This window comes from Streptomyces sp. NPDC004561, assembly GCF_053602155.1.
Window position 1 is genome coordinate 1 of the sequence record NZ_JBSGDB010000274.1, and the last position, 12013, is coordinate 12013.

The 12013-nt window shown below is 73.4% G+C and carries 10 protein-coding genes and 3 pseudogenes; 9 read left to right on the top strand and 4 right to left on the bottom strand.

The annotated features are described in order from the left end of the window. A pseudogene (locus tag ACWEN3_RS29310) lies at positions 1 to 199 on the bottom strand (hypothetical protein); the annotation flags it as partial. A gap of 170 nt (positions 200 to 369) precedes the next feature. Between ACWEN3_RS29310 and ACWEN3_RS29315 the strand changes: the two are divergent. The 3 genes and pseudogenes from ACWEN3_RS29315 to ACWEN3_RS29325 all read left to right on the top strand — a co-directional run. Continuing rightward, positions 370 to 1452, top strand: a complete 1083-nt coding sequence (locus tag ACWEN3_RS29315) for an ABC transporter permease (protein WP_452976714.1) — start codon at positions 370 to 372, stop codon at positions 1450 to 1452. Beyond that, positions 1449 to 2129 (top strand): ABC transporter ATP-binding protein, encoded by a 681-nt coding sequence (locus ACWEN3_RS29320; RefSeq protein ID WP_452976716.1) that lies wholly within the window; start codon positions 1449 to 1451, stop codon positions 2127 to 2129. The genes ACWEN3_RS29315 and ACWEN3_RS29320 overlap by 4 nt, the downstream gene beginning before the upstream one ends. 990 nt (positions 2130 to 3119) lie before the next feature. After that, a pseudogene (locus tag ACWEN3_RS29325) lies at positions 3120 to 3245 on the top strand (hypothetical protein); the annotation flags it as partial. 68 nt (positions 3246 to 3313) lie between these two features. On the opposite strand, the pseudogene ACWEN3_RS29330 reads toward ACWEN3_RS29325, so the two are convergent. Together ACWEN3_RS29330 and ACWEN3_RS29335 are read right to left on the bottom strand one after the other, a co-directional pair. After that, positions 3314 to 4432: pseudogene (locus ACWEN3_RS29330) on the bottom strand (helix-hairpin-helix domain-containing protein); the annotation flags it as partial. Then, positions 4429 to 5412, bottom strand: a complete 984-nt coding sequence (locus ACWEN3_RS29335) for an aldo/keto reductase (protein WP_452976717.1) — start codon at positions 5410 to 5412, stop codon at positions 4429 to 4431. The gene ACWEN3_RS29335 and the pseudogene ACWEN3_RS29330, both read right to left, overlap by 4 nt. Positions 5413 to 5586: 174 nt before the next feature. On the opposite strand from ACWEN3_RS29335, the gene ACWEN3_RS29340 reads away from it, so the two are divergent. Both ACWEN3_RS29340 and ACWEN3_RS29345 read left to right on the top strand, forming a co-directional pair. After that, a complete protein-coding gene (locus ACWEN3_RS29340) occupies positions 5587 to 6642 on the top strand; it encodes an LLM class F420-dependent oxidoreductase (protein WP_452976719.1) in 1056 nt (351 codons plus the stop codon). Positions 6643 to 6866: 224 nt separating this feature from the next. Continuing rightward, a complete protein-coding gene (locus ACWEN3_RS29345) occupies positions 6867 to 7601 on the top strand; it encodes a ferritin-like domain-containing protein (protein WP_452976720.1) in 735 nt (244 codons plus the stop codon). On the opposite strand, the gene corA is transcribed toward ACWEN3_RS29345, so the two are convergent. After that, complete coding sequence (gene corA, locus ACWEN3_RS29350) at positions 7568 to 8563, bottom strand: magnesium/cobalt transporter CorA (protein WP_452976722.1); 996 nt, start codon at positions 8561 to 8563, stop codon at positions 7568 to 7570. The two genes, ACWEN3_RS29345 and corA, sit on opposite strands and share 34 nt — an antisense overlap. Before the next feature lie 62 nt (positions 8564 to 8625). Here corA and ACWEN3_RS29355 point away from each other — a divergent pair, with 62 nt between their 5' ends. The 4 genes from ACWEN3_RS29355 to mshC form a co-directional block, all read left to right on the top strand. Continuing rightward, entirely contained in the window at positions 8626 to 9312 is a 687-nt protein-coding gene (locus tag ACWEN3_RS29355; protein ID WP_452976724.1) for a histidine phosphatase family protein, read from the top strand. 90 nt (positions 9313 to 9402) lie between these two features. Further along, positions 9403 to 9993, top strand: a complete 591-nt coding sequence (locus ACWEN3_RS29360) for a DUF3090 domain-containing protein (RefSeq protein ID WP_452976726.1) — start codon at positions 9403 to 9405, stop codon at positions 9991 to 9993. Next, positions 9957 to 10781, top strand: coding sequence for an SCO1664 family protein (locus ACWEN3_RS29365; RefSeq protein ID WP_452976728.1), 825 nt, complete (start codon positions 9957 to 9959; stop codon positions 10779 to 10781). Before ACWEN3_RS29360 ends, ACWEN3_RS29365 begins: the two co-directional genes overlap by 37 nt. 93 nt (positions 10782 to 10874) lie before the next feature. After that, the coding region (gene mshC, locus ACWEN3_RS29370; RefSeq protein WP_452976730.1) for a cysteine--1-D-myo-inosityl 2-amino-2-deoxy-alpha-D-glucopyranoside ligase at positions 10875 to 12013 on the top strand (1139 nt) is incomplete at its 3' end.

Below are 12013 nucleotides of genomic sequence, written 5' to 3' on the forward strand. Positions count from 1 at the left end.
GGCAGCGCGCGGTGGTCCATCTGTGGACCGAGGGCGCGGTGGACGGGGCAGCGGCCACGGCGACGGCGGGGCCGGCCTCGGGCCGGCCACCGGCGAGGGTGCGGCCGGCGGCCAGCGCGAGGAGGCCGATGACCAGGAGATGCAGACACCAGGTCAGTGCCCGGCTGGTAGGGGTCGGGGAGCGGTCGGTGGTGTTCACAGTGCCTCAAGCCTAAGGAAAAGCACTGGTGGGGGCCTCCATCGAAAGGTGGAGGCGGGGTGCCGCCCTTCGGCCCGGGAAGTGCCGTCCCACGCGGGATGCGGTCGCCGGACGCCGCCCGGGAGGGTGGGGGCGTATCGCATCGACCGCTGGAAGGGGCAGGCGCAGCCGTGTTCGTCGCCTGGAGAGACCTGAAGTTCGCCAAGGGACGGTTCGCTCTGATGGGGGCCGTGATCGTGCTGATCACGCTGCTCGTCGGGCTGCTGTCGGGCCTGACCGCCGGACTGGGCCGGCAGAACGTCTCCGCCGTCACCGGGCTGCCCGCCGACCGGATCGCCTTCGGCGCCCCCGGGAAGGGGCAGAAGCTGTCGTACGGCGACTCCACCGTCACCGAGGCGCAGTGGCGGCGATGGGCCGTGACTCCGGGCGTGGAGCGTGCCGAGCCGCTCGGCATCGCGACGACCAGGGCCACCGCCGGCACCGCCGTTGCCGGGGTGTCCGTCTTCGGGGTGCGGCCGGGTTCCCCGCTGGCGCCGGACGGGGCCAGGATCGACGACCGGTCGGCGGTGCTGTCGGCCCCGGCCGCCGACGCCCTGCACACCGGTCCGGGGAGCACCGTCGTGGTCGCCGGGCGGGCCCTGACCGTCGCCGCGGTCCGCGGCGACGCGTCCTTCAGCCACACGCCGGTGATCTGGACGAGCCTCGGCACCTGGCGCAGGACCGCGCCACCCGCCGGCCCGGCGGGCCCGACCGCCACCGTCATCGCCCTCGACACCGCCCCGGGCGCGGAAGTGCGGGCCACGGACCGGGCGGTGGGCACGCGCACGGTCTCCAAGGACGACTCGCTGTCCGCGATCGGCTCCTACACCTCCGAGAACGGCTCCCTGCAGCTGATGCGCGGGTTCCTGTTCGCCATCTCGGCGCTGGTGATCGGCGCCTTCTTCACCGTGTGGACCATCCAGCGCAGCGGGGACATCGCCGTGCTCAAGGCGCTCGGGGCGTCCACCGCCGGCCTGCTCCGGGACGCGCTCGGGCAGGCCCTCGTCCTGCTGACCGGCGGCACCGTCGTCGGCACGGGTGTCGCGGCCGCGGTCGGCGCCCTGGTCTCCGGGACGGTGCCCTTCCTGCTCACGCCCGCGACCGTCCTCGTCCCCGCCGCGGTCATGATCGTGCTCGGTGCGCTGGGGGCCGCCCTGTCCGTCCGCCGTATCACCTCCGTCGACCCGCTGACCGCCCTGGGGAACGCCCGATGAGCCTCGAACTGACCGACGTCGTCCTCACGTACCCCGACGGCGACTCCCGCGTGACCGCGCTCGACCGTGTCTCGCTGACCGTGCCGAGGGGCGGCCTCACCGCCGTCGTCGGTCCTTCCGGCTCGGGCAAGTCCAGCCTGCTGGCGGTCGCCGCGACCCTCGTCGCCCCGGATTCCGGCACCGTCCGCGTCGACGGGATCACCACGACCGGGCTGACCCGCCGGGAGCTGACCGACCTGCGGCGCCGCACGACGGGCATCGTCTTCCAGCAGCCCAGTCTGCCGGCCTCGCTGACCGCCGCCGAGCAGCTGCAGGTGATGGCACGGATCGACGGCCGCTCGCCCGCCAGGGCCCGGGGCAGGGCGATGGAGCTGCTGGACGCGGTGGGGCTGGCCGGCCAGGCGCACCGTCGTCCCCACCAGTTGTCCGGGGGTCAGCGGCAACGGGTCAACATCGCCCGCGCGCTGATGAACGAGCCCACCGTCCTCCTGGTCGACGAACCCACCAGCGCTCTCGACCACGAACGGGGCGCCGCCGTCGTCGACCTGCTCACCCGGCTGACCCGGGCCCAGGGCACGGCCACCGTGCTGGTGACCCACGACCGCACCCATCTCGTCGCCGCCGACCAGGTGGCGGAGATGCGCGACGGCCGTCTCGGCGTCCCCGCGGCGGCGTGACCGCCCGTCACGTGCGGGCCGAGCCGTCTCCCGCGCGGTGCCGGCTACGGCACGGCGGCTGAGTTGGGAGGGGGCACGGTGGCGCCGTCGCCGGCCCTGATCAACTCGACCATCATCTGATGCAGGTCACGGCTGGCCTGCTCGGAGCGGCAGGACACCGGGCTGCCGGTGAGCGTGAACCACTGGGAGGTTCCGCTGTACTGGACCGCCACGTCGGCCTCCCGGCCGTCCCAGGTGGTGTGGACGGTCAGATCGCCCGTGACGATTCCCGCCTCGTCGGTACGGGCGCCGCCCCGGCCGGTGAAGACCCCGGGGGTGGTCCATGATGCCCAGACCATGAGCTCAGCCTTTCTGCCCTGTCGTACGCCCCCCTGACGTGCTTCCCCTCCATGGTGTTCCGCTTCCTCGTGTTCTGCCGAGTCGGACCGGGGACCGGGGCGGACGTTCCTTCCGCGTCCTCTCACGCTCGCCGCGCCGCCGCCGTACGTCATGGGTCCTGATGGCCCTCCCCGGTGCCGTTGGCCCCGGTTCCGCGCCCGGCACGGACGGGCTCGCGAGGGCTTCTCGGGCGGGTCGCGGGACGGACGTCGCACGGCACTGGTGTGCCGGCGGTTCTCGTGATGTGCTGGGTAGTGGCGGGAAGGACCCGACAGACGCGGAGAAGCGGAGCTGAGCCGCGCACCGCGCAATCCGGATCCGCGAGAAGCGGATGGCCCTTCCCGCCCTGTCGTGCCCGCCCGCGCCGCCGCGGCCGACGCGGACGGTCTCCCTTCCGCCCGCCGGAACGCCACACACGGACCGGGCCGCCCTCGCGCCCGGCCGACGTCCGGCGCCAGGGGGCCGAAGGGCCCTCGGCCGGGTCCGGGCGGCCCGTGGCCCCGCAGGCCGGGCGCGCCGACCCTGGGAGCAGGGACCAGGAAGGGAGCCGGTGCGATGACATCCGCCACCACCATGACCGCGGCGCTCGACGCCGTGCAGCGAGACCGGCTGATGGGCCTCGCCCGCGAGGCTTCCTTCCAGACCGGCGCCCGCCTGTTCGAGGAGGGCCGGCACGCCGACCGCTTCTGGATCGTGCGCACCGGCACCGTCGCTCTCGACCTGCATGTGCCCGGCCGCCGCCGCACCGTCATCGAGACGCTCGGGCACGGCGAGCTGATCGGCTGGTCCTGGCACTTCCCGCCGTTCCGCTCCAGGCCGACCAGGACCCGGACGGGGCGCTCCTCTTCCCCCTCCTCGTCGCCCTCCGCCGGTGCGGCCGGGGCGCCCGGCTCCTCCAGGGCGTCCTGGAACACCAGGGCCTCGCCCTCGGCGAGGGTGCTCTGCACCGCCGCGTCCGCGTCCGGCACGCCCCGTTGGGCGAGGGCCGCGGTGAGTGCGGGCAGCTCCAGGGCGGTGTGCCCGGCGAGGGCCGCCTGCTCCAGGAGCCAGACGGTCACCGCCCGGCCCCGGCGCTCGTCGTCCGGTGCGCAGGCGGCCCCGAGCAGCGCCCGCGCGAAGCCGTCCGCCTGATCGGGCCGTACACCGGAGATCCGGAGCAGCTGCCAGGGGTCCTCCCGCAGCGCCGTGTCGGCGCCCTCGCCGAGAGCCGCTGCCGCCTGGGCGGCCAGGGCCTCCGGCGCGCCGCCCTCGGTCAGCACCCGGCGCACGGCGTCGACGGTCTCCGGCGCGGGCACGCCCGTCGCCACGGCGGGCGCGGGTTGCGGGCGGCGCACCGGCTCCGGGGCCGGACGGCGCGGGGCGGGCGCGGGCTCGGCGAACACCGTGGCCGTCGGCTTCTCGCCGCTCTCCACCGCGCGGACCGCGGCGAGCAGATCGGCCGCGGTGCCGCTGAGCTTGGCGCCGCTCTCGATCGGGGCCTTCTTCTCGGCCTTGCGCCGCTCGATCCGCTCCCGCTCGACCCGCTGCGCGGCCAACTCGGCCTCGGCCTCGGACGCACCGGGCTTGGCGGCACCGTCCGCCTCGCTACCGCTCGTTCCGCCGTCCTCGGCCGCGGTCGAGGACGCACCGTCTTCCTCGCCGTCTCCCGTCTCGCCGTCCTCGGACGCCCCGGACGCGCCCGCGTCGTCGCCTTCACCGGCACTCGTGCCGCCGGCCTCGGCCTTCGCCGTCGCGGGCGCACCGTCTTCCTCATCGCCCCCCGACCCGTCGGCCTCGGACATCGCGGCCGCGTCCCCCTCGTCGGCGCTCGTGCCGTCGGTCCCGGCAGCACGGTTCTGCTCGGGCGCCGGGTGCTGTCCCGGGGCCTCAGGGGTGTCCGGCGTCCCCGGCCCGGCTTCCTCCGTGGTCTCCGGCTCCGTGCTCACAGCGTGCTCCAGTCGTGATCGGGATAGCGGTGCAGGGGCGCCGACACGTCGTCGAGCGCCCGGCAGATCTCGTCAGGAAGACTAAGGGCCTCCACTGACAATGCCGCCGTGAGCTGCTGCGCGTTGCGCGCGCCCACGATCGGCGCGGCCACCCCGGGCCGGTCCCGGACCCAGGCGAGCGCCACCTGCAGCGGGGTGACCGCAAGTCCGTCGGCGGCCGTCGTCACCGCGTCCACGATGCGCGTCGCGGTGTCGTCGAGGTACGGCTCCACGAACGGCGCCAGATGCTCGGAGGCGCCACGCGAGTCCGGGGGAGTGGTGTGCCGGTACTTCCCGGTCAGCACGCCCCGGCCGAGCGGGGAGGAGGGCAGCAGGCCGACGCCCAGGTCCAGCGCGGCGGGCAGCACCTCGCGCTCCACGCCCCGCTGGAGCAGGGAGTACTCCAGCTGCGTGCTCGCCAGCCGGGTGCGGCTGCCCGGCGCCGCGAGCTGCCACGTGGCCGCCTTGGCGAGCTGCCAGCCGCAGAAGTTGGAGACGCCGGCGTACCGGGCCCGGCCGCTGCTCACCGCTATGTCGAGGGCTTGGAGCGTCTCCTCCAGCGGTGTCTCGGGATCGTAGGCGTGGACGTGCCACACGTCGACGTGGTCCGTGCCCAGACGCATCAGGGAGGCGTCGAGCGCGGCGAGCAGATGGCCGCGGGAGCCGTCGAACCGGCGGTCGGGGTCGGGGACGCTGCCCGCCTTGGTGGAGATGACCAGGTCCCGGCGCGGAACGAGCCTCTCCATGAGCCGTCCGAGCAGGTACTCCGCCTCTCCGTCGCCGTACACGTCCGCGGTGTCGACGAGGGTTCCGCCGGCTTCCCAGAACGCCTTCAGCATGTCTGCGGCGTCGTGCTCGTCGGTGTCCCGGCCCCAGGTGAGGGTGCCGAGTCCGATCCGGGACACGCGCAGGCCGGTACGGCCGAGATGCCTCTGCTCCATGTGCGCGAGATTACTGGCCAGAACCGGTGCGGTGGGTTGCCTGTGGATAACTCGTACGGCCTGCACGGGAGCGTGATCCGCCCCGCACCCCGGGCCGTGATCTGCCCTGGACCGGCACCCCCGCGCTAAGGTCTGCGCCACAGGGACGTTACTCGCGGGTAAGGGGAATCGCTCATGCAGCTCGGGATCAACCTCGGCTACTGGGGTGCCGGAATGGACGGGGACAACCTGGCCGTGGCCCAGGAGGCCGACCGGCTGGGCTACTCCGTGTGCTGGGCCGCCGAGGCGTACGGCTCGGACGCGGCCACGGTGCTCAGCTGGGTCGCCGCGCAGACCGAGCGCATCGACGTCGGGTCCGCCATCTTCCAGATCCCGGCCCGGCAGCCGGCGATGACCGCGATGACGGCGGCCACGCTGGACTCGCTGTCCGGCGGCCGGTTCCGGCTCGGCCTCGGCGTCTCCGGGCCGCAGGTCTCCGAGGGCTGGTACGGCGTCAAGTTCGACAAGCCGCTGGCCCGCACGCGCGAGTACGTGGAGATCGTCCGCAGGGCGATGACCCGCGAGCGGCTCACGTACGAGGGCGAGCACTGGACGCTGCCGCTGCCCGGCGGCCCGGGCAAGCCGATCAAGCTGACCGTGCACCCCCAGCGCGAGCACATCCCGCTGTACATCGCCGCGATCGGGCCGAAGAACCTGGAGCAGACCGGCGAGATCGCCGACGGCGCGCTGCTGATCTTCCCCGCCGCCGACCAGCTGGAGGAGACGACCCTGAAGCATCTGCGCGCGGGCCGGGAGAAGGCGGGCCTGGCCCTCGACGGGTTCGACGTGTGCCCGACCCTGCCGCTCGCCGTAGGCGCCGACAAGGACGTGGCCGCCCTCGCGGACACCTTCCGCCCCTACACCGCGCTGTACGTCGGCGGCATGGGCAGTGCCAAGCAGAACTTCTACAACCAGCTCGCCCAGCGCATGGGATACGAGAAGGAGGCCGCCGAGATCCAGCGGAAGTACCTGTCCGGGGACAAGCAGGGCGCGGCCGCCGCGATCCCGCACGACCTCATCGACAAGACCACGCTGCTGGGCTCCGTCGACCGCATCGCCGACCGGATGAAGGCCTACGCGGCCGCCGGTGTCACCACCCTCAGCCTGGCCCCCGCGGGCTTCACGCTGGAGGAGCGGCTCGCCTCCCTGCGGGCCGGCAGCGAGGCCCTGGAGCGCGCCGGGCTCGCCTGAGCCGGGAGAGTTTCCGCGGCCGTGGTGGGGGCTCGGGGGTCTTCCCCGCCACGGCCGTCACAGGGAACAACGCGCCGCGCGCCACGGGGTTACGACCCTCCGGGTCCCTCTTTCGCGCCCGCGTCGGTCCTCCGTTCGGCGCACTCGGTGAGGACCCCTGTCGCGGCGCCTCTCTGTCCGGATTCGACTCGTTCTTCGCGGAGTCCCGCGGAGAGGTGACGCGCATGTTTTCGGCCAAGAGTCTGTTCCAGGAGATCCTCGACCACGACGAGGCCCTGCCTGCCGGCTCTTCTGCTCCGCCGCCGCCGGAGAGCCCCAGGGTCGGGCGCGTCTTCGACGCCCCGCTGAGGAATCGCGGGCTCACCCCCGTCCCAGTACCGCCCGAGACCGACTGCACGATGCCCCTCGAACGGCACGGCATCGGCCTCGCCCACCGCCGGCTCGGACGCGACGAGCCGCTCACCGTGCGGGACATCGTCGTCTCCCTCGCCCACAGCAGGGTCACCGAACAGCGCGCCCGCGAGCAGATGCGGCTGCTCCTCAGGTATTTCGCCGGCCACCCCGAGAGCGGCAGGGCCGTACGCCTGATCGCGGACGACGAGGACGACCACCTCGCCTACACCCACGAGGAGCTGCTGCGCCTCGCCGCCGGACACGGCCGGCTGATCCGGCGCACCCCGCGCGCGTGCGCGCCCGCCGAGATCCGCGTCCACCGGGACGTCAGCCTCGCCGTCATGGCCCGCACGGGCCGCGTCCTCGGCCGGCCGAGGGCCAGGTCCGCGCTGCTCGCGGCCGGCATCCACGCCGCCTACGGCTGCGAACGCCTCGCCGGCCGGCGTCGCATGGTCGCCCTGCGCATGCCCGGGCGCCGCAACGCCCTCGACGGCCCTGCCGTCCCCGCCGCCGAGTTCGCCCGGCAGCCGCCTCACAGCCAGCCGCGCCGCTTGAACAGGCGGTAGAGCAGCACCTCGAACAGGCCCATCAGCGCGATCGCCGCCGGATACGACCACAGCCAGTGCAGCTCGGGCATGTGGTCGAAGTTCATGCCGTAGATGCCCGCGATCATCGTGGGCACCGCCGCCATCGCCGCCCACGCGGAGATCTTCCGCATGTCGTCGTTCTGCCGCACGCTCATCTGCGCCAGGTGGGCCGACAGGATGTCCGACACCAGCCGGTCCAGGCTGTCCACGGACTCGTTCACCCGCATCAGGTGGTCGCCCACGTCCCGGAAGAAGGGCCGCGCCTTGTCGTGCACGAAGGGCACCGGGCCGCCCATCGAGCCGGTGCCCGCCAGCCGGCTCAGCGGCAGCGTCAGCGGCCCGGTGGCCCGGCGGAACTCCAGCACCTGCCGCTTGAAGGTGTAGATCCGGGACGCGGTGGTGCGCGAGCCGCCGCCGTCCGGCAGGAACACCTCCGCCTCCAGCTCCTCCAGGTCCGTCTGCAGCTCCGTCGCGACCCCCAGATAGTGGTCGACGGTGGCGTCGGCGATCGCGTACAGCACCGCGGTGGGACCCTTGTCGAGCATCTCGGGCTCGCTCTCCATCCGGTGCCGTACGGCCGCGAGCGGCGAGCCCTGGCCGTGCCGGACGGTCACCACGAAGCTGTCGCCGACGAACACCATGACCTCGCCCGCCGACACCGTGTCGCTCTCGGGCTCGTACACGACCGGTTTCAGCACCATGAAGAGCGAGTCGTCGTACACCTCCAGCTTGGGCCGCTGATGGGCCTTGAGGGCGTCCTCCACCGCCAGTGGATGCAGCCCGAACTCCCGGGTCACCAGGTCGAACTCCCGTTCCGACGGCTCGTGCAGCCCGATCCACACGAACCCGCCCGCGGCCCGCGCCTCGGCGAGCGCATCGGACAGGTCCTCCGGTCCCTCGGTCCGCTGTCCATGCCGGTAGATGGCACAGTCCACGATCACGGAGCGCATTCTCCCTTCACCCGTACGGCGACGCATTCCCCGATGCGCCTACCCTGGTCCGCATGCCCACCCTGATCCTCGTAAGGCACGGACGTTCCACCGCCAACACCTCGGGTGTGCTCGCCGGCTGGACCCCAGGGGTCGCCCTGGACGAGCGCGGCGCCGCCCAGGCCGCCGCGCTGCCGGCACGGCTCGCCGGGCTGCCGCTCTCCGAGGTCGTCACCAGCCCGCTCCAGCGCTGCCAGGAGACCGTACGGCCACTGCTCCAGGCCCGCCCCGGCCTGCGCGCCCACACCGAGGAGCGGATCGGCGAGTGCCACTACGGCGACTGGTCCGGCCGCAAGCTCGCCGAGCTGAAGGACGAGCCGCTCATGGAGGTCGTGCAGGCCCACCCGTCGGCCGCCGCCTTCCCCGGCGGCGAGTCCATGCGAGCCATGCAGACCCGCGCCGCCGAGGCCGTCCGCGAGTGGAACGCGCGCGTGGAGCGCGACCACGGCTCCGACGCCGTCTATCTCATGTGCTCCCACGGTGACATCATCAAATCCCTGGTCGCCGACGCCCTCGGACTCCATCTCGACCTCTTCCAGCGGATCTCGGTGGAGCCGTGTTCCGTCACCGCGATCCGCTACACCCGCCTGAGGCCGTTCCTCGTTCGCCTCGGCGACACCGGGGATTTCGCTTCGCTGGCACCGCGCGAGGACCCCGGGGACGGCGACGCACCGGTCGGAGGTGGTGCGGGCGCACCGTGATCGTCGGCCGCAGTAGGGTGAAGCGGTCCGCACCGTCGCGCATCCGCATGGCCCGCACCGCTGAAACTCTCGACCCAATGGAGACAGGACGTGTCCCGTCAGGTGTTCCTCTACGACCCGCCGGACCGCTTCGTGGCCGGCACGGTCGGACTGCCCGGACGCCGTACGTTCTTCCTCCAGGCCATCGCAGGCCCCCGAGTGACCAGCGTGGTCCTGGAGAAGACCCAGGTCGCCGCGCTCGCCGAGCGCATGGACGAACTGCTCGACGAGGTCGTACGGCGTAGCGGCGGCAGCGCCGCCGTGCCCGCCGTGGCGCCCAACGAGATCTCCGACACCGAACCGCTGGACACCCCCATCGAGGAGGAGTTCCGGGTCGGCACCATGGCCCTGGCCTGGGACGCCGAGGAACAGCGCATGATCGTCGAGGCGCAGGCCCTCGTCGAGCTGGACGCCGACACCGAGGAGGACCTCGCCGAGGCCGAGGAGCGGCTGCTCCAGGACGAGGAGAACGGGCCCCCGATGCTGCGGGTCCGGCTGACCGGCGCGCAGGCCCGGGCCTTCGCCAAGCGCGCCCTCGACGTCGTCAACGCCGGGCGGCCGCCGTGTCCGCTGTGCAGCCTCCCGCTCGATCCGGAAGGACACGTATGTCCGCGCCAGAACGGATACCGCCGCGGGGCGTGACGTCCGGTCCGGACCCCGCCGAGCTGCTCGCGCTGGGTGAGCTGACCGTGCGCGGCCGGATCCGCGAGGCGTCCAACGCGGCGCTGTTCTGCACCGTCGCCGTCGACGGCCGGGAAGCGACCTGCGTGTACAAGCCGGTGGCCGGGGAACGCCCGCTGTGGGACTTCCCCGACGGCACCCTGGCCGGCCGCGAGGTGGCCGCCTACGAGATGTCCGAGGCCACCGGGTGGGGCCTCGTCCCGCCGACGGTGCTGCGCGACGGGCCCTACGGCGAGGGCATGTGCCAGCTGTGGGTGGACGCCACCGCCGAGGCGGAACTGCTCGCCCTGGTCGACGCCGAGGAACCGGAGCCCGGCTGGAAGGCGATCGGGCTCGCCGAGGTCGGCGCGGGCCGCACCGCCCTGCTGGTGCACGCCGACGACGAGAGGCTGCGCCGGCTCGCCGTCCTCGACGCGGTCATCAACAACGCCGACCGCAAGGGCGGCCATCTGCTGCCCACCGCCGACGGCCGGCTCTACGGCATCGACCACGGCGTCACCTTCAACGTCGAGGACAAGCTGCGCACCCTGCTGTGGGGCTGGGCCGGCGAACCGCTCACCGCCGAGGCCGTGGAGGTGCTCAAGGGGCTGCGGGACGCCCTCGACGGTGAACTGCGCGAGCGGCTGGCCCCCCTGATCACGGCCGCGGAGATCGACGCCACGCGCGCGCGTGTCGACGCGCTGCTCACCTCCGGGGTGCACCCGGAACCGAACGGCGAGTGGCCGGCGATCCCCTGGCCGCCCGTGTGAGCACACCGGCCGCGGGCCCGCAAGACCGTCTAACCGGCCATCCGGCACGGTCCCGTTCGTATCCGCAGCTCGCGGCCGGTTAGGCTCATGTACATGCATGCCTGGCCCGCTTCCGAGGTCCCCGCCCTGCCTGGTCAGGGCCGCGACCTGAGGATCCACGACACCGCGACCGGCGGTACGGTCATCCTCGACCCCGGTCCCGTCGCCCGTATCTACGTCTGCGGCATCACGCCCTACGACGCGACCCACCTGGGTCACGCGGCGACCTACAACGCGTTCGACCTCGTTCAGCGCGTGTGGCTCGACACCAAGCGGCAGGTCCACTACGTCCAGAACGTCACCGACGTCGACGATCCGCTGCTGGAGCGCGCGGAGCGGGACGGCGTCGACTGGGTCGCCCTCGCCGAGAAGGAGACCGCCCTCTTCCGCGAGGACATGACCGCCCTGCGGATGCTCCCGCCGCGGCACTACATAGGCGCCGTCGAGGCGATACCCGGCATCGTCCCCCTCGTGGAGCGGCTGCGCGACCTCGGCGCGGCCTACGAGCTGGACGGCGACATCTACTTCTCCGTCGAGTCCGACCCGAACTTCGGCAAGGTCTCGAACCTCGACGCGGCCGCCATGCGGCTGCTGTCCGCCGAGCGCGGCGGCGACCCGGACCGCCCGGGCAAGAAGAACCCGCTGGACCCGATGCTGTGGATGGCGGCCCGCGACGGCGAGCCAAGCTGGGACGGCGGCTCCCTCGGCCGGGGACGACCCGGCTGGCACATCGAGTGCGTGGCCATCGCCCTCGACCACCTCGGCATGACCTTCGACGTCCAGGGCGGAGGCTCCGACCTGGCCTTCCCGCACCACGAGATGGGCGCCTCGCACGCCCAGGTGCTCACCGGCGAGTTCCCGATGGCCAAGGCCTACGTGCACGCCGGCATGGTCGCCCTGAACGGCGAGAAGATGTCCAAGTCCAAGGGCAACCTGGTCTTCGTCTCCCGGCTGCGCCGCGACGGCGTCGACCCGGCCGCCATCCGGCTCGCGCTGCTCGCCCACCACTACCGCGCCGACTGGGAGTGGACCGACCAGATCCTCCAGGACGCCGTGGACCGCCTCGGCCGCTGGCGCTCGGCCGTCTCCCGGCCCGACGGCCCGTCCGCCGACGCGCTGGTGGAGGAGATCCGCGAGGCCCTCGCGAACGACCTCGACGCCCCCGCCGCGCTCGCCGCCGTGGACCGCTGGGC